Here is a 21,262-nt window from a genome sequence, read left to right as displayed (position 1 = left end):
CGTTGCTGATAGACACGCTATTTCTGTTGCACTTTTTCTTTCTGTTGCATTCGCTATTTCACGATCACGACCACCGGTGTACGCTTGCCGCCATACGTGACCGTAATCGTCGCCTTTCCTGTACCCGTCGCCTTGATGATGCCGTCCTTCACGTCGGCCGTCAACAGGCGGGAGGTTGTCCAGAGAGCCGGTATGGTTACATCTTCTTCCGTGCCATCCGTATAGGTGGCAATCGCCTTCACCTTTTTGGTCTCTCCTTTTTTCATTTCGATCTGAACTACATCGGTTTTCAGATACTTCAACATATCCACTTCGACCGGAATGGTAACGGTTTTTCCGTTGTAACGGGCAGTGACGGTCGTCTTGCCGTAGCCGACGCCCGTAATTAATCCTTTGGACACATCGGCGACTTTGTAGCCGGATACCTTCCATTCGGCATCTGCACTGACGTCCGAAGTCCTGCCGTCGGAGAACTTGGCGGTCAGCGCGACTTGCACGCTTTTACCGGATTTCAGTGAAACAAATCGCTTGTTTGCCTCCAGGGCCGTCACGATTCCGACTTCGACCGGCACGGTGACGCTTTTGCCTCCGTAAGTGGCTGTAATCGTGGCGCGTCCGCTGCCATAACCAATGACATGCCCTTTGTCGACATCCGCCACCTTTGGATTGCTCGATTTCCATACGGCGTCATCCGTAACCTTGCGGGATGTGCCGGAAGCGTCTGTTGCTGTCAAAACGATGTCAGCCGACTCGTTGACGGTCAAGATCAGCATGCGAGGCTCAATGCTCAGTGTTTGGGCCTGATCGACTTCGACAGGAATGGAGATCGTCTTGCCGTCAAAGACAGCCGTAACTGTTGTTTTTCCTGAAGCCATCGCCGTTACTTTGCCAAGCACGACTTCAGCAATTTCCGGATTAGCACTTTTCCATACAGCCTGGGCGGTGACATCCTTTTCTTCGCCATCCGTGTAGGTAGCGGTCAGCTTGATCGTCTCGCTTTGTCCATTCTTCATGACCAGCTTCTTCTGGCTCGGGACGATGCTTTGGATGACACCTACGTTCACCGGCAGACTGACAGAGCGGTTCGCATAGGTGACCGTAATCGTAGCCGCACCAGTGCCGACGCCAATTACCGTACCTTGGCGCACAGTCGCTACATTATCCGCGCTGCTCTTCCATTCCGCCTTTTTGGTTACATCTTCGTTGGCTCCGCCCGGATAAATGACGGTCGCCTTTACGTCTGCAGAACCGCCGATTTGGAGATTCAGCAAGGTTTCATCCAGTGTCAGCTTTTGCGGCAGGTCTACATCGACCGGGATGGTCACTTGCTTTCCGCCGTATTTGGCTGTAATGGTGGCTGATCCGGCTTTATAGGCAGAAACAACGCCGTCCTTGACGAACGCGATGTCACTGTTGGAAGAAGACCACTCTGCCTTGTCGGTAATGATTTCCGGTTTCCCGGAGACAAAGGTTGCTTCCAGCGTAATTTTCTCAGAGCTTCCAGAGCGCATTGGCAAGTATGCAGGCTTCGGATCGAGATAGCGGGGCACCTCTACATCCACCCGGATTTGCACGCTTTTTTCTGCGTATTTGGCAGTAATGACCGCTTCGCCTGATGCGTGGGCAATGATTTTTCCTTTGCTGACAGAAGCGACCTCAGGCTTGTCGGAGCTCCATTCCGCTGTTTCTGTTACCGTATCCTTGTTGCCATCTGCGTAGAGAGCCGTGAGCTCAAGCGTTTCCTCGTCGCCAACGTGCATGAACAGATCCTGCTTGTTCACTGTCAGCGTACGAGTCGAGTCAACATCTACCTTGATAGTAGCTGTTTTTGTACCGTACTTGGCCGTAACGACCGCTGTACCCGGCCCGTATGCGGTGATTTTCCCCTTGATCGCATCCGCTACCGCTTCGTTGTCGCTGGACCATTCTGCGACACCGGCGACGTCTTCTTCGACCGAGCCATCCGGGTACAAGGCGGTCAATTTAATCGTTTCAAATTTGCCATTCAGCAAGGAAATTTGCGTTTTTTCCGGCTCCAAACGACGGACAATTTCCACGCTGACCGGGATGGCGACGGTCAGGCGTCCGAACTTGGCTGTTACCGTAGCCGTACCCGAGCCATGACCTTTGATCAGTCCGTTGGTCACAGTGGCTACCGATGTATTGTCGATCGCCCAGTCCGCTTTTTCTGTTACCTCTTCCGTTTTGCCATCACTATAGGAAGCGGTCAATTTCAACTGTTGGGATTTATCCTTCCTGATATCGACCGACTGCTTGTCCACTGTCAAGGCTTTCAGCTTTTGGGTGACCGTGGCTGTAGCCACCGCTTGTTTTCCCATGTAAGAACCTGTAATGACAGATGTCCCTACCGCTTTGGCTGTAACCGTTCCTGCGTAGACAGTGGCTACGCCTGTGTTTTCACTATTCCATTCCGTCTTTATCGTGACATCCTCTGTCTTCCCTGAGACATATACCGCAGTTACTGACAGCGAGATCGTGTCTCCGGTCTCCATCGCTAATTCGTTTTTGGACAGGACCAGACGTGAGATTTCATCCGCTGCCAATGCTGTCCCCACGGTTCCGCCTCCACATATGAGCAGCAGAGCGAGAAACCCAAGTAACAGTTTTCTCCAGTTCATGACTTTCCTCCCCCGTTGGTATTTTGAAGTCCCTTTTATGGTTATCGGCACCAGGGAATAATTTTACATGAGCCTTGCGTTTTAATTGTGTCCAAAATGTGTCTGAATAGTGTCAAGGAACCGCCTTTGGAAAAACTCCCCGGAAAAACATGCGCTCCCGTAACGCTTTTCAAGCTAGAATCGTCATTAATACTTGAAAAGCTGCTCGACCAAATCCATGACGTGTCTTGTGGTCCGACTGCAGCCATACAGCTCCGAGCGTGTGCCGAAGTACCGAACGTGTACCGCGTCCGCAGGAGGCACCCTTTTCCGCAAAAAAAGCAGCCGTCGGGGCGGGCTGGGCATTTTTCATTGGTTCGGACGATTCTTTTGGTCCAGCCGATTCTACATAATTGATACAGGAGCTTGAGGAAAAATGAATGTACAAACAGGAAATAACGATGGAAGGTCAGTTCGAATGAATCCATCCCGCATAAAGCCCAGCAAGAGCCGAAAGCAGCGAATATTTCGAATCCTCGCTGCCTGTATCGTGATCTTGGGCTGCTGGTCCGGATATCTTTTGTGGAAAATCGAGCGCACGATTCAGGAGGCTGTGCCGCGAAAGGCGGATGTGGCGATCGTTCTCGGTGCAGGCGTCTGGGGTGACCGTCCGAGTCCGGGACTGCGGGAGCGGCTGGACCAGGCGGTGGAGCTTTATCGGGAGGGGTATGTACCATACCTCTTGGTTACGGGGGGGCTTGGCGAAGGGAAAACGTCCACGGAAGCAGCCGTCATGCGAAACTATCTGGTTGAACAGGGGGTGCCCGAGGATCGGATCTTCATGGAGCATCAAGCCCGGGACACCTACGAAAACCTGCTTTTCAGCAAGGAAATCATGCAGCAGCACGGGCTGTCGCAAGCTCTCGTGGTCAGTCACGATTACCACCTGGCGCGAGCGGTCGACATGGCCGAGTCGATGGAAATAGACGCTTCGCCCGTCGGAGTGAAATCCCACGTCCTGTACGGCCCTTACCATAAAGCAAGAGAGGTGCTGGCTCTCACCAAATGGCACCTCTCTCATCCGTTTTGACTATTTTCCTTCGATCCGCTGGTTTTTTCGCATAATCGGATATACATCGACATAATGGCGGATTCGCTCCATGACGCGAGCCGCCTTTGTTCGTTCGATCCGGTTGCCGTTGGAGATGGACATGTGCTCCTCCAGCTCTTCCAGCGAGTAGTTGGAAGTAAACAAGGTAGGCAGGTGATTGTTGACGCGATGGTTCAAGATGACGCCGATAATCTCGTCTCTCACCCATGGCGTCAGGTTTTCCGCCCCGATGTCATCGAGGATGAGCACGGGCACTTCCTTCAAGACCTCCAGCTTCGCCGAATGGGAATGGTCAGCCAGCGAGTCTTTCATCTCCCGGATGAAATCCGGCACATAGACCATCAGCGAAGGCACGTTCCGTTCGGAAAGCTCGCGGGCAATCGCCCCCATCAGGTAGCTTTTTCCGACTCCAAACGGTCCGTGCAGGTACAAGCCTTTCAGCTTTTCCCCTGTTCCTGCCCGCTCGCTGAATAAAATCCCCGCTGCGACAGCGGCCCGATTCTCCGCATCCAGCTCCAGTTTTTCAAAGCTGGCCTGCATCGTCTCTTCGGAAATATAGTAGCTGCGCATCAGCCGGCGGCGGCGCTGGTCTTCCTCGTACACTTGCTGCTTTTCACAAGGCGTAATCGGACTGACGATGGAACCTTGAGTCACTTCGAGTTTGCTCCTGTGTCCCTTGACCAGGTTCGGGCATTTCTCCAATCCTGGACAGCGCTCGCACCAGTATTGCTCCTTTACGGCTGTATAGACGCTGGAGAGCGCTTTGAGATAGTCATCGCGGCCAAGCTCGGGATGTGCCTGCTGAAACGCCTGGAGGTACCCGGATGAACGGAACATTTTGTCCAGCTGCTGGTCAGGCGTCAGTAGCTGCCGAGGCGTCCGCTTGGCCAGCTCTTGCATAAATTCTCCGATTGATTCCATCTGCCTTTTTACACTCCTCTCTGCCGCTTCCTGAGGGATTCGAGCATCTTTTTCAGTTCCGGATCATCCTCGATCGTCTTGACCCGCTCCGGCTTTGCTTGTGGCGTCTCCTGATCGCTTTGTTCCCGCTGCTGCTCCTGGGAAAGCTGCCATTCTACCGAGGCAGGCAGCTTGTCCTGCAAAACGGCGCGGCCATTTCGGCGGACCGGTGTATCCTTGCCCGTTTTTGTTTGTCTTGTTTTCTCCGCATGCTGAGCCTTTTGGTCGGCCCGCTCCAGTATCTGGCGGACGGCTTCGTCCACTGTCGTAATCCGCTTTGCCTTCCAGCTGTCGCGGATTGTCTCCATGTAAGCCTTTGGCAGCTCCATCTGCATGCTGCTGAGCGTATGGAGCAGCAGCGCATTGACCACCTCGACCGTCATCCCGTCGTTGAACAGCAGGCTCTCCGCCCGCTCCAGAAATACTTTGCTCACGCGGCCTCCGACGACCTTTTCAAGCAGCGTCAGCGGAGAGAGCTGGCGGCAGACCCGGACGAACATTTCGCTGCCTGGCTGAGGAAGCTGGCCCGGCCCCCATTCCTCTTCACCGGGAACCGCGCTCGGCGCTATCCGCACGAGCTTGTCGTCGGTATAGCGTTGAATCAGCCGTTTGCGGAGCACCTCGCTGTCCAGCGAGCCGTCCGGCTTGTACAGCGTCCAGTCTCTGAGCTCCTGGCCCAGTCCCCAACTGTCCAACTGGTAGAAATGTTGCAGCCTGTACAGAACCTCGACGCCTTCTTTGGAAAACACCTTGTCGGACTTGGCGTTGTCCGGAAGGTAGTGACGCAGCGAAGACAGGCTGAGCGGATGGTCCACGGCAGGCTCAAACCCGGCCTGCATCGGTGCGGGAGGATAGCTCTTTTCCATCTCCGAGAGGAACTGCTCCCGCTCCGAGCCCCGATGCACTTCCAGCTCGGAAGCTTTCAATGATTGAAACACTTCGTGAAAATCCTTGGTCACATCTTCGGTGATCGTATATTCCTGATCCAAAGCCGCTCCCAAGTGATCCGCATATTTTTGTCTGAGCTGCTGGTAACGAATATTTTCAATCTTGTTTAACAACATGAGCGACAATACGTAATCCGCAAAAAATTCATTCGGTGTCAGCGGAGGCTTCACCATGTACTCGTAAAAGTAGTCTCGCTGCAGGTTTTCCCTGCGCCGGACTGTGACGAGGCCGAGTGCTTCCAGCCGCTCACGGGCCAAGAGCAGTCGATCCAGTGTAAGTCCGCTCATCAGCATCAGATTGCGGTGTGTGCTTTCAGCTGCGGCCCCGCTTACCTCCTGCACCTCGTGAACGAGCAGTTGATAGAGGGAAAACGAATCTGAACCGATGATCGGCAAATATAGCTGCGTGACGTAGCCCAGCTCGGCGAAGCTGAGAGGTCTCATCATTCGGACCACGCAACGATCTTTGGGCATCAGTTCGTTCCAAACGAGACGGCGCATGTATCTTGTTCCTTCCTGTCCATTCTGGTTCTCCTATTATAGCATGTCTGACTGGTGATAGATACGAGAGTGACTGGAAGCCGGGAGCCGAAGCGGCTGCAAAGCATGCCGTCTCGGTCCGTCGAATATGGGCTGCCTTTCGTCTGTATGCCAAAAAAGGCGGAGGCTGAAGCGCCTGTCGCCTGAGACTAAGTACCCAGAAAAATATATGGTGACCGCAGTGGCTTTTTATGATTCCGTGTTGCCGCGAGCCTGGGACAGCAGCTCCTCCAGTTCTTTCATGAAAACATTGATGTCTTTGAACTGGCGGTAGACCGAGGCGAAGCGGACATATGCCACTTCATCCACATGGTACAAACGCTCCATGACCTTCTCCCCGACATCCTTGCTTGGTATTTCGGCTTGACCGCAGCTGCGGAGCTCTCTTTCAATCTCATTTACCACATTTTCCAAGACTTCGAGCGTGACAGGCCGTTTCTCGCATGCCCGGACCAACCCGCGCAGTACCTTCTCCCGGCTAAACTCTTCTCGTGTTCCATCCTTTTTAATGATCAGCAGCGGTGTTTCCTCGACCACTTCAAACGTGGTGAAACGGCGCTCGCATTCTTCACATTCGCGTCGACGTCGGATTGACTTGTTATTGTTAAAAGGGCGGGAATCTAGGACTCTAGTCCCGTTATACTCGCAAAACGGACATCGCATCCGAAATCAACTCCAATACTGTCAATACTTTTAATAGTGTCCCTCAATTTGACAGCCAAAGTCAAGTCAATCCTTCTACCTATTTCATGCACCTGACTATTGGAGTACAATAATGGTACAAGCTGGAGGGATTCGTATGAGATTAGTTTCAATCAGACATGTGCAACCCGGGATGAAAGTGGGACGCACGATCTTTACGGAAGACGGCAAGGTTTTGCTCGGCGTTGGAATGACGCTTACCGATCGCCTGATCCAGGGATTGCAGCGATCCGGTATTGACTCTCTGTACATAGACGATCCGCGCACGGCCGATATTGTGGTGGAGGATGTCATTCGTCCGGAGACCCGTCAGGTTGCTGTCGAAACCATTGAGAAAACCGTCAAACAGATCACCAATTCCAATAAATTGGCCCGCAAAATTTCGCTCAAGGAAATGGGGCTGCACTTTCAACAAGCATTCGGCTCCATCTTGGACGACCTGATGCAAAACAGACAAATCGTCATGCATCTGGCCAATATATCTACTCACTCCCCATCTCTGTACCATCATTCCGTCAATGTCGCGGTGCTGTCTACCGCCGTGGGAATGTCGCTTGGCTACAATCGCAATCAGTTGATGGAGCTCGGGATTGGGGCAATGCTGCACGATATTGGCAAGGTGGAATTGCCCGCCGAGATGCTGAAAAAGACCGAGCGCTGGAATCAGGAAGAAATGGAAGCTGCCAAACAGCACTGCATTCTGGGATTCAATATATTGCGCAAACAGCACGATATTTCACTTCTCTCTGCGCACGTCTGCCTGCAGCACCACGAACGTCTGGACGGCAGCGGATATCCACAGGGCCTAAAGGGTAAGAATATTCACGAATATGCACAAATTGTTGGCATTTGCGATATTTACGACTCGCTTACTTCTCCGCGTCCATGGCGCAAGCGCTACATGCCGCAGGATGCTCTCGAATATCTCCTCGGCTCAGGCGGCCATTTGTTTGAACATCGGCTGATCAATGCCTTCCGCAGCCACATCGCGATTTTTCCGATCGGAAGCAGCGTGGTGCTCAACACGGGCGAGGTAGGCGTCGTCTGCCGCGTCGATCCGGAGTACTGCCATCGTCCGACCGTCCGAATCCTGAAGGACGGGCGCGGGAATGACGTGCGGGCAAGCTATGATCTGGATCTGAAGACGAATATCAAGCTGTTTATCGTCGGATTTGAGGACGATCAGCTCTTCTCCCTCGGAGGATTGTCGGAGAGCAAGACGACGTAATTCCATTACTTGGGAATTCCCTCTGCCAGGAGTTGTGATTTCGAAGACAGGACGCAGAAATTGTATCTGCGTCTTTTTTGTGCGTGGCTTTTGTAACGGGAGCGTAAGTATGGTACACAAAAAACCCCCAAGCAGTTGGGGGTTTTCGCAATTTATTGTTTCATTCCGCTCATTGATTCTGTGTTTCCATTCTCTAAGCTTCTGCATTACTTCGCTGCGACTGCTGCCTTCGCCTCTTGGCGAGCCTGATTGTGGTCTTCGGAGACGTGGCGAACCAAATCGACTACACGGCAGGAGTAGCCCCACTCATTGTCATACCAGGCGATTACTTTGACTTGGTTGGTGCCCATTACGAGAGTGGAAAGACCGTCGATAATAGAGGAATGGTCATTGCCGTTGAAGTCGCTGGACACGAGCGGCTCATCGCAAAATTCGATGTACCCCTTCATGCTGCCGTCCGCCGCTTCACGCAACACGCGGTTTACTTCCTCTACAGTAACTTGCTTTTTGGTATTGATCACCAGATCGACCACGGAAACGTTTGGCGTCGGTACGCGCAATGCAAAACCGTTCAGCTTGCCGTTCAATTCTGGCAATACTTTTCCTACGGCACGAGCTGCACCAGTCGTTGTAGGAATGATCGATTCGCCAGCTGCACGAGCCCTGCGCAGGTCTTTATGCGGATTGTCGATGTTTACCTGGTCGTTGGTGATGGAGTGAACAGTCGTCATCAGGCCCTGCTCGATGCCAAATGCCTCATGCAGCACCTTGGCAACCGGTGCCAGACAGTTGGTCGTGCAGGATGCGTTGGAGACGATGTGGTGCTTCTCATGATCGTAAATATCGTGGTTGACCCCCATAACGATGGTTGCGTCTTCTTCTTTGGCGGGAGCTGTGATCACTACTTTTTTCGCACCGCTCGCAAGATGCTTGCCTGCCCCTTCGCGGTCCTTGAACTTTCCGGTTGCTTCCACCACGATTTCCACGCCGAGCTCTCCCCAAGGCAGCTTGAGCGGATCGCGGTCAGAAAGGACAACGGTCGGTTTTCCGTCTACGATGATTTTGTTGTCTTGTACTTCCACTTTATGGTTAAACCGTCCATGAATGGTGTCGTATTTCAACAGGTGTGCGAGTGTTTCGGGCGGATAGCTTGCGTTGATAGCGACGATTTCGATGTTGGGGTCCTGAACGGCGCGGCGAAATACCATGCGCCCAATTCGGCCGAAACCATTAATACCTATTTTGATAGTCATATTTAGAAACCCCTTCCCTTATTGAGTTACACTTATCCGTTACTCTTATTATAATAAGTATGACACAATTATCAATGTGTTTTACTGAAAAATAAATATTTGGACGATTTGCCTGATGCGATTGTCCTGAATTTCCGCTGATTTGTCCTGACGTTCCCTGGTTTCGGGCCTCTCTTCGGCCTGATTTTTGCCTGCTTTTGGCTATTTGGAGAGGCCTATAAAAACTCATTGAAGGGCTTTAGTGGAGGAGATGAAAAAGGGAGAAAACGGCTCAAGGTTCGGTGGGACACTGCATGGAAGCTACTCTGTCCGGCCGGCTTCCAAAAGCGAAACCGCGTCCAAAAGCAGTATATTCAGGAGGCAACTCAGAGGTTGGACGCTAAAAACGTGTTTCGCTTTTGGAAGCAGGCCTGGGTCGTGTCCCAAAGACCTTCGCTGTTTTCTCCCTTTTTCATCTCTACAGCTTTTTTCTTTGGCCGTCTTTTTTTGAGAGCGAATCATGGTGGTTTGCTGTTTGCTCAAATAACTGGATTTGGCTGGCGGTGATTCGCCAACGGCAGCTATGTTTGGGGACGCTTATCGGTTGATTCCACGATTGCAGAAGATAAAGTCAAAAAAAAAAGAATCTACTATTGTTTATTGGAAGATCAGGTGTTGGATAGGAAATGATATGTGATAATTACTTTCATAGATACTTCAACATATTCATTTGGATGTGCTCGCAAGTGTGATTGAAGCAAGTCAAAATAATTGGAGGCGTTCAAAATATGGTACAGTCAATCGTTCATATCGCTCTCGTTGTGAAGGATTATGATGAGGCAATCGAGTTTTATACGAAAAAGCTGAATTTCACATTAGTAGAGGACATCTACCAACCAGAGCAAGATAAGCGGTGGGTCGTAGTATCTCCCCCCGGTTCGGCTGGCACGACGTTGTTGCTTGCAAGGGCATCCAAGCCTGAACAAGAGCCCTTTGTCGGAAATCAGACAGGCGGCAGAGTTTTTCTCTTCTTGCATACAGATGATTTTTGGAGAGATTATCATGAAATGGTTTCCAGAGGTATCGAATTTGTGAGAGAACCCAAAGAGCAACCATATGGAATGGTTGCGGTATTTAAGGATCTGTACGGGAACCTGTGGGATTTGCTGGAACTAAATGATGATCACCCCATTTCTCAAAGAATGAAGCGGGGAGAAGGTTTGTCCTAAACAGAAGCAGTTTATAACGTGAACTATAGTAGGCGGCAATCGTGAGTTTGCCGGATAGCATTGCTCTGCAGGAGATTTCCTGACAGTGAATACTGTCAGCAAGCAAGAAAGCCGCTTGGCCAGCAATCCTGACCGCTTGAGCTCTCGTATTTTATTCAGTCGAGTGCTTAAAATTAAAAGTTAAAAGTTATCGCTTATAAAAAAACACGGGCCCCTGTGTAGGCGACCCGTGTTTTGCATTGTTCTTTTTCATTGTTCATTGTTTCAAAATTCTTCGCCGCTTAGTCCAGCGGCTCGACTTTCATGGCCTCGTCCACCCAGTCCTTTAGCTCGGAGATGGCTTTGTCGGCACGCTCGATGGCCGCTTGCACGCGCTTGCTGCCGGTGCCGCCGAAGACGTCACGGGCGTCGACCACTGTCCTCACGTCGATGGCTGCATACACGTCCTGCTCAAAATGCGGGCTGTGCTCCTGGTACTCCTCCAGTGTGAGGTCGGCGAGGAATTTGCCCTGGGTGATGCAATACAAGACCAGCTTTCCGATCACCTCGTGCGCCTGGCGGAACGGCATGCCTTTTCGCACCAGGTAGTCTGCGAGGTCTGTCGCGTTGGAGAAATCCTCCTTGACTGCCTGCGCGAGCCGCTCCCGGCGGACTTCCATCGTGCGGACCATCCCCGCGAACAGGGCCAGCGCTCCTTTTACCGTCTCCACAGTGTCAAACATGCCTTCCTTGTCTTCCTGCAGATCCTTGTTGTAGGTGAGCGGCAAGCCTTTGAGCACGGTCAAAAGGCCGAACAGATTGCCGTACACTCTGCCGGTTTTTCCGCGCAAGAGCTCGGCCACATCAGGATTTTTCTTCTGCGGCATGATCGAGGAGCCTGTGCAGTACGCGTCGTCCAGCTCGACGAAGCCGAATTCGGTGGACGACCAGAGCACCATCTCTTCGCAGAAGCGGGACAGGTGCATCATCAAAATGGAGGAAGCTCCGAGGAATTCCAGGACGAAATCCCGGTCGCTCACGGCATCCATCGAGTTGTCGTACATGCGGGCAAAGCCCAGTTCTTTGGCGACGAGCTCCCGGTCGATCGGAAACGTCGTGCCGGCCAATGCCCCGGCTCCCAGCGGCAGGATGTCAATCCGTTTGAGCGCATCCTGCAGCCTTTCCGCATCGCGGGCAAACATGCCGAAATACGCGAGCAGGTGATGGGCCAGGAGCACTGGCTGGGCCCGCTGCAGATGAGTGTAACCGGGAATAATCACGTCCTGATGCTCCCTCGCTGAATCCGTCAAGGCTTGCAGCAGCTCTGTCACCAGCGCGATGATCTGTTTCGTTTCACGGCGCAGATAGAGGTGAATATCTGTCGCCACCTGGTCGTTCCTGGATCGGCCGGTATGCAGCTTGCCGCCCACGGGACCAATCCGTTCGATCAGGCTTTTTTCAATGTTCATGTGGACGTCTTCGTTTTCGACGGAGAACACAAACCGTCCTTCCCGGACATCCTGGAGAATGCCCCGCAGCCCTTCAGAGATCGTGTCAGCGTCCTCCTGCGGTATAATGCCGCAAGCGCCCAGCATCTTGACATGGGCCAGCGAGCCACGGATATCATCTGCCGCCATCTTTTGGTCAAAGCCGATCGAAGCGGTAAATTCCTCGACCAGCTTGTCCGTCGGCTTGGTAAAACGTCCGCCCCATAGTTTCATCCTGCTTCTCTCCTTTTGGTTCAATCGATCAGTGGTTGAGCACCTTCGCCAGGAAGTCTTGCGCCCGGTCCGTTTTCGGGTTGCTGAAAAATTCCTTTGGCTCCGCCACTTCAACAATCTTTCCTTCCGCCATAAAGACGATTTGATTGCATATTTCCTTGGCAAAGCCCATCTCGTGGGTCACGACGGCCATCGTCATACCCGTCGCTGCCAGCTTGCGGATGGCATCCAGCACTTCCTTGACCATTTCCGGATCGAGCGCCGATGTGGGCTCGTCGAACAGCATGACCTTCGGGTCCATCGCCAGCGCTCTGGCAATCGCCACGCGCTGCTGCTGCCCGCCCGACAGCTGGCCCGGATAGGAGGCGAATTTGTCACCCAGCCCGAGAGAAGCCAGCAGTTCTTTTCCTTTTTCTTCCGCTTCCTTTTTATTGGCGTTTTTCACATTGACCGGAGCGATCGTGACATTCTCGAGAGCCGTCAAATGCGGATACAGGTTGAACGACTGAAAGACGAATCCGATGTTGGCCCGAAGCTTGTTGATATCCGTTTTTTTGTCATGGACAGAGACGCCGTCGATCAAAATTTCCCCTTCCTGGATATCCTCCAGGGCATTGATCGTGCGGATCAGCGTACTTTTCCCCGCTCCGCTCGGTCCGATCAGGGCAAACACCTGCGACTGCGGAATCTCCAGATCAATATCGTGCAGGACCTTTACCTGCCCGTAGCTTTTGGAGACGTTCCGGATGGAAATCATGAAGCAGTCCTCCTTCTCCTTGTCAAAAGTTATTCCAGCACGCGGTACTTCCGCTCAAAGTAACGAATGATCTGCGAAAGGCTGAATGTAATGACGAAGTACACCGCGGCGATAAACGTCCATACCTCCAGTACGCGGAATGTCGTCGCAACCAGATTGTGTCCGACCAGACTGAGATCGACGACGGCGATGACAGAGGCAAGCGACGAATCTTTGATCAGGATGATGAATTGGGAAGCGAGCGGCGGCAGCACCTTTCGCAAGGCCTGCGGCAAAATGATCAGCTTCATCGCCTGAAAGTAATTCATCCCCGAAGACCGGGCCGCTTCCATCTGCCCGCGCGGCACAGACTGAATTCCAGCCCGTACAATTTCCGCCACGAAGGCGCCGGAGAACACCGCAAGACCGATAACCGCCGACCAAAACGAGCCGAGCTTCATAAATTTGCCGAGAACAAAGAAAATCCACAGAAGCAGCACCAACAGCGGAATCCCCCGGATGACCTCTACATAGCTTGCCGCTAAAAACGAGAGGACACGATTGCGGGAGATCCGGCACAAACCGGCTATGATCCCGATCGGTATGCTGATCGCAAGCGACAGCGCGGAGATTTTCAAGGTAACCAATAATCCTTCCATGAAAATGTCGAAATTATCGGTGATGACGCTCCAGTCCATCTGGTAATTCACATGCTCACCCTCCCACTTGCAACATTTTTTCTTGATAAGACAGAGGCGGGAAGAACCAGACGATCGGCTCTTCCCGGCGAGGACAAACCCGTGCTCCTATTTCTTCTGCTCCACATTGCTTCTCCAATCGCTGGAGTTAAACCATTTATCGATGGATGCCTTGTCTTCCGGGCTGTTTTTGTAGGCAGCCAGGAATGTATTCAGCCATTGCAAGGTGGCAAAATCATTCAGTTGAACGGCAATCCCCAGATTTTCCGCAGAGATCAGGTCATAGATGCCTTTGACGCTGTAGTCTTTTTGCGCTTCGTATTCGCGAACCACCACTTCTTCTGTCACGACCCCGTCTGCTTGTCCCTGATTCAGCGCCAGCGCAGCGGAAGCGACGTTTTCAAAGTCCATGACCTGGGCTTGCTTGAAAATTTGCTTAGCCAAAAGGGCTCCTGTCGTGCCTTGCGATACGGCGATTTTTTTGCCTGGCTGATCGAGGTCCTGCCAGGATTTTGTCACGTTGTCCGCTTTCGGTACCATGATGATTTGTCCGGTGGAATAGTAAGGGTCCGAGAAGCTGACAGACAGCGCGCGGTCGCCGCGGATCGTCATGGCGGCAATGGCCATATCGATGTCACCTGTCTGCAGGGCCGGAATCAACCCGCTGAATTTCATTTGCTTGAATTCTACCTCTACGCCCAGCGCCTTCCCGATGGCATTCCCCATGTCGATGTCATAGCCGACAAAGTTCCCATCCTTGTCTTTCATTTCAAACGGCAGATAGGCGACACCGGTACCGATGACCAGCTTCTTTTTCTCTTTCACCCGGTCAAGGGTGGAAGGGACCTGCTGACCCGGTGCAGCAGTTTCCCCAGAACACCCGGCGGCAAGTACGACCAAAAGCAGAGACAACAGAACGATAAGTACTTTTTTCATAGAAACATTCCTTTCCGGCATCAAGCGATCAATTTTAGGGTTATTTAAGGGTAAATACCCTGATATAAGTATTATAAGGAATACTTTGAGTATTTCAACACTTTTTTCACCTCGATTAAAAAAACATAATACTGAATAAATATAAATCATGTACGAATTTTTTTCCATATGACGAAAAAAAATAACCGCCCTTTTTATTTGGGCGGTACAAGAGACAGGTGCTTGTTCATTTATTTCAATCGATAGATTTTGCTCGGCCTTCCGCGTGTGGATACTGATTCTTCGCCTATGCATTCCGCGAGGTCCACTTCGCATAAATATGCGACAATTCTCCGTGCATTCCGCTCGTCCAGATGGAGGTGCAGTGCGAGATCCTTGGTCGTAAACTCGCTCCACCCCATTCTCCGGATCAATGCCTCGATCTTGTTGTACGTTCTGACGCTGATATTTCCCTTCTTCAGCTTTTCCAGAAACTCTTGGTCCTGCATGCGGTATGAATACGCAAGCTCCGATTCCAGGCCAGCCGCTTCGATCACGGTGCCATCCTCCTGGACGATGACAATTCCCCGCTCGGCTTTTTCCTTTGACTGCCCAATCGCGCGGCGAGCGTTGACTTCCGCTGTAAACACCGTCTCCCCAAATCCGACGCCGACCGCTACCATCGACTCCGAGACGAGCGACAACTGCCTGATCGTCTCACGCAAAATGTCAATCTCCCGTTCAATCGCTCCCCGGGAGCTGAACACAACGTAGCGTCCATTCCCTTTTTCCAAAAGCGAACCGTTGAGCTTTTCGCACAAATTGAGCAGCGCTTCCTTCAGGCGCAGCTCCAGATGCTGCAGGTGATAGGGGCTTTTCGCTTTCTCCGCGACCCTGTCAAAATGCTCGATCTCGATGATTTCGACCCCGATCTGCGTATCCTTGAAATACAGGGTCCGCACTTTTTCGGCCACGATCCGAAACGTTTGCAAAATCTCCAGTCGTGTCGGGGTAAACCAGTAAACCGGCACTCCCGCCGCTTTCAGACCTCTGTAAATCCCTTCGAAACAGGTGATGGCCCCGTCCGTTTTGCCTTCTCTCCACATCTGCAAATGAAAGTCGAGCAGCTCCTCCGGATTGGTATCTACGTCGTAAATTTTCAGGTAAACGTCGCGATGCTCCATCTCCAGCTGCTGCAGCGCATAATCCAGCTGCGTCTTTTCCAGCTCGTCAATGCTGACCCGCTCCAGAAATCTTCCCTGTTCTTTTGCCATCATCAAAAAACATTTGTAGAGACTCGCTTCCGTATGCTGGACATGCACCATATTTTCCGCACTGCCAAGCTCCTGTCTGGCGATCATATACGACAGCTTCCCCGAGAACAGCCATACATCCACCTGATGATCGTTGGCCTTCACCAGCTCGCGCGTTTCTTGAAACCTCTCGTAGGGATAGGGATAAAAACGCATGTCCTTCTCAAATGCCTTGCCCATATCAATCATCCGTTCCACAGATGGCTGCGGCCCGACGACTCCGATCCTGTGCATACGATACCTACTTTCCCAGTTTCGTAAAAGTACACTAAGTATAATCGATCGCGCTCGATTTCGCTAAACCTCCGTTTGAGACAAAAAGCAAAAGCCGCTTCTCCTTTTGACAAGAGAGCGGCTTATTGCAATTGATCCGTATAGATGCTCCGATATCGATCATGGTAGTAAAGGACTCGCTGGACGTACTGGCGTGTTTCCCCGAACGGAATGTCTTCGATCGTCTCACGCTTGCCGTCCCACTGTTCCCGCATGAGCCAGCTGCTCACCTTGCCCGGTCCGGCATTGTAGGCTGCGATCACTTTCACGACGTCTCCCTCATACCGCTTCTCCAAAAAAGAGAGATACCACGTGCCCATGTTGATATTTGTCACCGGGTCGTACAAATACTTTTCATCCGCTGGCCCCAGACCGGCTTGTTCCGCGATCCACTCCGCCGTATCAGGCATCACCTGCATCAGTCCGATGGCGCCCTTCCTCGATACTCTGTCCGTCTCAAAACCGCTTTCGGAGCGGATCACTGCCAAGATCAGGTACGGGTCTACCTGATAGCGGCTGGACGCCTCCAGGATCTCCTTTTGGTATTTGATCGGGTACATCCATTTCCAGACAATCGGTGAATTGATCAGGAAGAAAACAGCCATCAAAAAAAACAGAAAGACTGCCGCTCGCTTGCTCCTTTTCATGGAGCCGTTTCCGCCTTTAACCGGCCCAGCAGCTGGATTACTTGTTTCTCGGTCTCTTCCCGTGAACCGGTATTGTCGATGACAAAGTCAGCATCAGCCCGTTTTTGCTCAATCGGCAATTGCGCACGCAAACGCTTTTGCGCCTGTTCTTCCTCAAATTCGTCGCGTTCCATCATCCGGGCCAATTGCAGATGGGCGGGGGCGTAGACGACGACAATCTTGTCCACCATATGCTGCAGCTTGCTTTCAAAAAGCAGCGGAATGTCCATAAACACAATCTTGGCGCCGTTTTTCTCCGCTGCCTCCGCCTCCTCGCGCATGACGCGGCGGACTTCAGGGTGAACGATCGCATTCAGCTTTTGACGCTCCGCTTCATCCGAGAAAACAATTTCCCCCAGCTTTTTTCGATCGATCTGTCCCCCTGGGAGCAAAATCTCTTTTCCGAAGTGGCGAACAATGGCTTCATAAGCCGGTTTGCCCAGCTCAACCACTTCACGGGCAATTTGATCCGCATCGATGACAGGTATTCCTTGCTCCCGAAGCATAGCCGTAACCGTGCTTTTTCCAGTGGCTATGCCTCCTGTCAGTCCAAGAATCATCCGCTCACCCTCCTTTTGGCTGCTGAGCCCCTTTTTTTCGCGTGACCGCCGTCTTTTGACAAGCGGGACAAATATGCGTCCCCCTTCCGCCAACGACAAAGCGGATGATTTCCGTACCGCAGTTTACGCATGGCTCTCCCTTGCGTCCGTAAACCAGTAGCGATTGCTGGAACATGCCCATCTCGCCTTGTCCGTTTACGTAAGACTTGACCGAACTGCCTCCTTGCTCGACAGCTTCGGAGAGCGTGGCTACAATCGCCTCGTGCAGCTTCGCTACCTGCTGGGCGGTCAGCTTTCCGGCGGGACGCTCGGGATGTATCCGCGCCCGAAAGAGGGACTCGTCCACATAAATATTCCCCAAACCGACGATACATTCCTGGTTCAGCAGAAGCGGCTTGATTTTTGTTGTCCGCCCCTTGAGCAGACTGCGCAGCACCTCTGGCGTAAACTCCTCTGCCAATGGCTCGACACCGAGCTTGGCAAGCGGACCTTCTACGGTCTCCTTGCCGAGCGGAAAGAGATCCATCGTCCCGAACTGCCGGACGTCGCGATACCGCAGCTCTGTTCCATCGGTAAAATGGAAGATCACATGTGTATGTTTTTCGACGGGCTCATCCGAGCGGTAAAGACCGTAGCGCCCCTCCATCCGCAGGTGAGAGATCAGCACGTCCCGATCCAGTATGAACTGGATAAATTTGGCGCGACGCTTGATCTCATGGATCGTCTGCCCGACGAGCATCGCTTTGAACTCTTCCATATCGTCCGGTCTGCGGATGATTCGCGGCAGCAGTACGCTGACGCTCCCGATTGTTTTTCCCAAGACGAGTTGGCGCAGCGTACGCACCACCGTCTCCACCTCTGGCAATTCCGGCATGGCTCTCCCTCCTCCTGTTGTCTGTTTGTCATGCCTGCGCAAAGCAAAAGCACAGCTTGTCTCTTATGCAGTGAACCCGGCTTGCCGTGTCAGCAGTGGCCTCGGCTTGCCGGCTTGCCGTTGCCCTGGGCACTTCCGCCTCGTTCCTTGTTCGTTCCTTGCTCGTTACTTGGCTTCGTACCAGCTTCGCCCGTAGTTGACATCCACCTTCAGCGGAACCTCCAGCTTCAGGGCGTTTTCCATCACATCGGGGACGAGCTGCTGCATGATGTCCAATTCCTCTGTCGGCACTTCAAAAATCAGTTCGTCATGCACCTGAAGCAGCATGCGGCTCTTCAGGCCTTTTTCCTGCAAGCTCTCCTGCATGCGGATCATCGCCAGCTTGATAATGTCAGCCGCCGTACCCTGGATCGGCGTGTTCATCGCTGTCCGCTCTGCAAAGGAACGCAGGTTGAAGTTGCTGCTCTTGATGTCCGGGAGATACCGTCTGCGATTCAGCAGCGTCGTGACGAACCCGTCTTCCTTGGCCTGCTTGACGATGTCTTCCATGTATCGCTTGACCCCGGAGAAAACGGCGAAGTAACGCTCGATAAACTCTCCGGCTTCTTTGCGGGTAATATTCAAATTCTGAGACAAGCCGTAGTCGCTGATGCCGTAAACAATACCGAAGTTGACGGCCTTTGCTTGGCGCCGCATGAGAGAAGTGACCTCGTCCTCGGAAACGTCAAACACATCCATCGCCGTCCGCGTGTGAATGTCCATTCCTTTTTGGAAAGCGTCGATCAGATTCTCATCCCCCGAGATGTGAGCCAGCACCCGCAGCTCGATCTGGGAGTAGTCCGCCGCCAGCATGAACCATCCTTCCTCGGACGGGATAAACGCCTCCCGTATTTTCCGTCCTTCCTCCAGACGGATCGGGATGTTCTGCAGGTTGGGGTCCGTACTGGACAAGCGGCCAGTCGCTGTCGTCGCCTGGTTGAAAATGGTGTGAACCTTGCCCGTGCCTGGATGGATTTCCTTTGTCAGCCCTTCGATATACGTCGAGCGCAGCTTGCCGAGCTGACGGAAGTGAAGGATCGACTCAATGATCGGATGGTAAGGGGCCAGTTTTTCCAAAACGTCGGCGCTGGTGGACGGCCCCGTCTTTGTTTTTTTCAACACCGGAAGGGCCAGCTTGTCGAACAGGATTTCCCCCAGCTGCTTCGGCGAGTTGATATTAAAAGACGTGCCGGCCAATTCATAGATTTGTCCGGTCAGCTTCTCCAGCTGGGCGTCCAGTTCTTCACCCATTTGCTGCAGCCGCTGCTCGTTTACCTTGACCCCCTGTTTTTCCATCGTGGCCAAAACGAGGCTGAGCGGTCCTTCCATCTGGTCAAGCAATTCATCCAGCTTGCTTGCGCCCATCTCTTCTTTGATCTTCGGTACGCTCTGGTACATGGCGGCAGCCTTCAATGCCACGTGTTCGCTCAGTACATCCGTTTCCGGGACGAGCCGCTTTGCTCCTTTGCCGTAGACCTCTTCGTCCGGCATTACCCGCACATCCGCATAGTGAACGGCAATATCCGACACCTGCGGACTGCTCTCTGCCGCATTGAGCAGGTAAGAAGCCAAATAAATGTCAAAGCCGATGCCGGCCATGTCCAGTCCGTGCCATGCCAATCCGACCGTGTCGCGCTTCCCGTCAAATACCCACTTTTCCTTCGTTTCATCTGCCAGCCACTGGCGGAAAGCGGACCATTCCTTGGCTACATCAAAAGGAATGTAGAGCGAAACGCCTTTTGCAGCAAGACCGAAGCCCAAAATCGGCGCTCGGTGGTAATTTTCTCCGTCCATCTCCACGCAGACCGCCATCGGCGAGGTCAGCTTGTCCTCAAAGCGTTCCGCATCCCCGCTGTAGACCACATCGAAGGCAAACGGAGCGGCATCCCGCTGCTCGCCCTCAACCGCATTGCTTGTTCCTTTTACTTTGGGCAAAAGGGATTTGAACTCCATTTTTTTAAAGAATTCAATAACCGAATCGGCTGTATAGCCGGCGTAGGCGGTCTCTTCCACATCCACTTCCACCGGAGCGTCGCGCATGATCGTTGCCAACGCCTTGCTCAGCTTGGCCTTGTCGACGTTTTCCCGCAGGTTTTCTTGCAGCTTTTTGCCCGACACCTTATCAATATTCTCCAGCACCGATTCGACCGAACCGTATTCGTGCAGCAGCTTCAGCGCTGTTTTTTCACCCACCCCGGGCACGCCCGGTATGTTGTCCGAGCTGTCCCCCATCAGTCCCTTCAGATCGATGATCTGCAGCGGCTTCAGGCCGTATTTCTCGGAGATTTCCTGTGGTGTGTACATCTCGATCTCGCTCACGCCTTTGCGCGTCAAGGCGACCGAGACGTTGTCGGAAACAAGCTGCAGCATGTCCTTGTCCCCGGTGATAACCGTCGTTTTCCAATTGTTTTCGTCCGCTCGGAGCGTCAGGGTGCCGATGATGTCATCCGCTTCATACCCTTCCAGCTCAAACCGCTGGATCGAAAATGCGTCCAGCAGCTCGCGTATCAGCGGGAACTGCTCCGACAATTCCGGAGGCGTTTTGCTCCGGCCACCCTTGTACTCGGCAAACTCGCTGTGGCGAAACACCACCTTGCCCGCATCAAACGCAACCAGCACATGGGTCGGCTTCATTTCGTCCAGCACCTTGAGCAGCATGGTGGTAAAGCCCAGTACCGCATTTGTGTGCAATCCCGCTGATGTGGACAAAAGCGGCAAAGCGTAAAACGCCCGGTTGGCGATACTGTTCCCGTCTATCAACACCAAATGGCTCATTTTGTCCGCACCCTCTCACTTTTTTCGCTATCCTTCATCTTACCATAGGGGTCGGATAACGGCAAAGCTCAGGTGTTGCCAAGCAAGTCGGGTAATCGGCGGCTGGCTGACACACACTAAGAGGAA

The 21,262-nt window shown here is 52.7% G+C and carries 18 protein-coding genes; 4 read left to right on the top strand and 14 right to left on the bottom strand.

All coding sequences use genetic code 11. The features are described 5' to 3' along the window. Positions 1-53: 53 nt before the first annotated feature. Entirely contained in the window at positions 54-2,639 is a 2,586-nt protein-coding gene (locus tag NST37_RS07065; protein WP_339186482.1) for an Ig-like domain-containing protein, read from the bottom strand. A gap of 457 nt (positions 2,640-3,096) precedes the next feature. On the opposite strand from NST37_RS07065, the gene NST37_RS07060 reads away from it, so the two are divergent. After that, positions 3,097-3,708, top strand: a complete 612-nt coding sequence (locus tag NST37_RS07060; RefSeq protein WP_003387951.1) for a YdcF family protein — start codon at positions 3,097-3,099, stop codon at positions 3,706-3,708. Here the strand turns inward: NST37_RS07060 and dnaI are convergent, their stop codons facing one another. From dnaI to nrdR, 3 genes are all read right to left on the bottom strand, one after another. Continuing rightward, entirely contained in the window at positions 3,709-4,650 is a 942-nt protein-coding gene (dnaI, locus tag NST37_RS07055) for a primosomal protein DnaI (RefSeq protein WP_003387953.1), read from the bottom strand. Between the two features lie 8 nt (positions 4,651-4,658). Continuing rightward, the gene (locus tag NST37_RS07050; protein ID WP_003387954.1) at positions 4,659-6,137 is read right to left on the bottom strand and encodes a DnaD domain protein; all 1,479 of its coding nucleotides are present in this window, start codon (positions 6,135-6,137) and stop codon (positions 4,659-4,661) included. A gap of 228 nt (positions 6,138-6,365) precedes the next feature. Beyond that, the gene (nrdR, locus tag NST37_RS07045; protein WP_024983186.1) at positions 6,366-6,839 is read right to left on the bottom strand and encodes a transcriptional regulator NrdR; all 474 of its coding nucleotides are present in this window, start codon (positions 6,837-6,839) and stop codon (positions 6,366-6,368) included. A gap of 136 nt (positions 6,840-6,975) precedes the next feature. Between nrdR and NST37_RS07040 the strand changes: the two genes are divergently transcribed. Then, positions 6,976-8,106 carry an HD-GYP domain-containing protein gene (locus tag NST37_RS07040; RefSeq protein ID WP_003387956.1) on the top strand — a complete coding sequence of 377 codons (1,131 nt, stop codon included), beginning with the start codon at positions 6,976-6,978 and terminating at the stop codon, positions 8,104-8,106. A 206-nt stretch (positions 8,107-8,312) separates the two neighbouring features. Here NST37_RS07040 and NST37_RS07035 read toward each other — a convergent pair whose 3' ends face one another. Beyond that, a complete protein-coding gene (locus NST37_RS07035; RefSeq protein WP_003387957.1) occupies positions 8,313-9,359 on the bottom strand; it encodes a glyceraldehyde-3-phosphate dehydrogenase in 1,047 nt (348 codons plus the stop codon). A 372-nt stretch (positions 9,360-9,731) separates the two neighbouring features. Here NST37_RS07035 and NST37_RS07030 point away from each other — a divergent pair, with 372 nt between their 5' ends. Both NST37_RS07030 and NST37_RS07025 read left to right on the top strand, forming a co-directional pair. Further along, positions 9,732-9,905: a hypothetical protein gene (locus NST37_RS07030; protein ID WP_170208340.1), complete on the top strand. Its 174-nt coding sequence runs from the start codon at positions 9,732-9,734 to the stop codon at positions 9,903-9,905. 221 nt (positions 9,906-10,126) lie between these two features. Then, complete coding sequence (locus tag NST37_RS07025) at positions 10,127-10,567, top strand: VOC family protein (RefSeq protein WP_122958654.1); 441 nt, start codon at positions 10,127-10,129, stop codon at positions 10,565-10,567. 281 nt (positions 10,568-10,848) lie between these two features. Here the strand turns inward: NST37_RS07025 and argH are convergent, their stop codons facing one another. The 9 genes from argH to polA form a co-directional block, all read right to left on the bottom strand. Then, positions 10,849-12,267 carry an argininosuccinate lyase gene (gene argH, locus NST37_RS07020; protein ID WP_024983184.1) on the bottom strand — a complete coding sequence of 473 codons (1,419 nt, stop codon included), beginning with the start codon at positions 12,265-12,267 and terminating at the stop codon, positions 10,849-10,851. Between the two features lie 28 nt (positions 12,268-12,295). Then, positions 12,296-13,024, bottom strand: coding sequence for an amino acid ABC transporter ATP-binding protein (locus tag NST37_RS07015; protein WP_122958651.1), 729 nt, complete (start codon positions 13,022-13,024; stop codon positions 12,296-12,298). Positions 13,025-13,053: 29 nt separating this feature from the next. Further along, positions 13,054-13,713, bottom strand: coding sequence for an amino acid ABC transporter permease (locus tag NST37_RS07010; RefSeq protein ID WP_003387961.1), 660 nt, complete (start codon positions 13,711-13,713; stop codon positions 13,054-13,056). Between the two features lie 96 nt (positions 13,714-13,809). Then, a complete protein-coding gene (locus NST37_RS07005) occupies positions 13,810-14,637 on the bottom strand; it encodes a transporter substrate-binding domain-containing protein (protein ID WP_003387962.1) in 828 nt (275 codons plus the stop codon). Positions 14,638-14,867: 230 nt separating this feature from the next. Beyond that, on the bottom strand, positions 14,868-16,163 hold the full coding sequence (locus NST37_RS07000) for a hypothetical protein (protein WP_339186480.1): 1,296 nt from the start codon (positions 16,161-16,163) through the stop codon (positions 14,868-14,870). Positions 16,164-16,285: 122 nt separating this feature from the next. Beyond that, positions 16,286-16,849, bottom strand: coding sequence for a lytic transglycosylase domain-containing protein (locus tag NST37_RS06995; protein ID WP_039071172.1), 564 nt, complete (start codon positions 16,847-16,849; stop codon positions 16,286-16,288). Continuing rightward, the gene (coaE, locus tag NST37_RS06990; RefSeq protein ID WP_003387965.1) at positions 16,846-17,448 is read right to left on the bottom strand and encodes a dephospho-CoA kinase; all 603 of its coding nucleotides are present in this window, start codon (positions 17,446-17,448) and stop codon (positions 16,846-16,848) included. The genes NST37_RS06995 and coaE overlap by 4 nt, the downstream gene beginning before the upstream one ends. Positions 17,449-17,452: 4 nt before the next feature. Beyond that, positions 17,453-18,322 (bottom strand): DNA-formamidopyrimidine glycosylase, encoded by an 870-nt coding sequence (gene mutM, locus NST37_RS06985; protein ID WP_003387967.1) that lies wholly within the window; start codon positions 18,320-18,322, stop codon positions 17,453-17,455. A gap of 165 nt (positions 18,323-18,487) precedes the next feature. Continuing rightward, positions 18,488-21,136, bottom strand: coding sequence for a DNA polymerase I (polA, locus tag NST37_RS06980; RefSeq protein ID WP_003387968.1), 2,649 nt, complete (start codon positions 21,134-21,136; stop codon positions 18,488-18,490). Positions 21,137-21,262 lie beyond the last annotated feature (126 nt).

It is taken from the genome of Brevibacillus sp. FSL K6-6036, from assembly GCF_037964015.1.
GTDB classification, from domain to species: domain Bacteria; phylum Bacillota; class Bacilli; order Brevibacillales; family Brevibacillaceae; genus Brevibacillus; species Brevibacillus borstelensis.
Note: the sequence above shows the minus strand (reverse complement) of the source record. Positions and strands in the feature narration are given on the sequence as shown.

Coding starts and splice junctions, on each gene's coding strand:
- NST37_RS07065 (WP_339186482.1), bottom strand. CDS start 2,639: ATGAACTGGAGAAAACTGTTACTTGGGTTTCTCGCTCTGCTGCTCATA.
- NST37_RS07060 (WP_003387951.1), top strand. CDS start 3,097: ATGAATCCATCCCGCATAAAGCCCAGCAAGAGCCGAAAGCAGCGAATA.
- dnaI (WP_003387953.1), bottom strand. CDS start 4,650: ATGGAATCAATCGGAGAATTTATGCAAGAGCTGGCCAAGCGGACGCCT.
- NST37_RS07050 (WP_003387954.1), bottom strand. CDS start 6,137: ATGCGCCGTCTCGTTTGGAACGAACTGATGCCCAAAGATCGTTGCGTG.
- nrdR (WP_024983186.1), bottom strand. CDS start 6,839: ATGCGATGTCCGTTTTGCGAGTATAACGGGACTAGAGTCCTAGATTCC.
- NST37_RS07040 (WP_003387956.1), top strand. CDS start 6,976: ATGAGATTAGTTTCAATCAGACATGTGCAACCCGGGATGAAAGTGGGA.
- NST37_RS07035 (WP_003387957.1), bottom strand. CDS start 9,359: ATGACTATCAAAATAGGTATTAATGGTTTCGGCCGAATTGGGCGCATG.
- NST37_RS07025 (WP_122958654.1), top strand. CDS start 10,127: ATGGTACAGTCAATCGTTCATATCGCTCTCGTTGTGAAGGATTATGAT.
- argH (WP_024983184.1), bottom strand. CDS start 12,267: ATGAAACTATGGGGCGGACGTTTTACCAAGCCGACGGACAAGCTGGTC.
- NST37_RS07015 (WP_122958651.1), bottom strand. CDS start 13,024: ATGATTTCCATCCGGAACGTCTCCAAAAGCTACGGGCAGGTAAAGGTC.
- NST37_RS07005 (WP_003387962.1), bottom strand. CDS start 14,637: ATGAAAAAAGTACTTATCGTTCTGTTGTCTCTGCTTTTGGTCGTACTT.
- NST37_RS07000 (WP_339186480.1), bottom strand. CDS start 16,163: ATGCACAGGATCGGAGTCGTCGGGCCGCAGCCATCTGTGGAACGGATG.
- NST37_RS06995 (WP_039071172.1), bottom strand. CDS start 16,849: ATGAAAAGGAGCAAGCGAGCGGCAGTCTTTCTGTTTTTTTTGATGGCT.
- coaE (WP_003387965.1), bottom strand. CDS start 17,448: ATGATTCTTGGACTGACAGGAGGCATAGCCACTGGAAAAAGCACGGTT.
- mutM (WP_003387967.1), bottom strand. CDS start 18,322: ATGCCGGAATTGCCAGAGGTGGAGACGGTGGTGCGTACGCTGCGCCAA.
- polA (WP_003387968.1), bottom strand. CDS start 21,136: ATGAGCCATTTGGTGTTGATAGACGGGAACAGTATCGCCAACCGGGCG.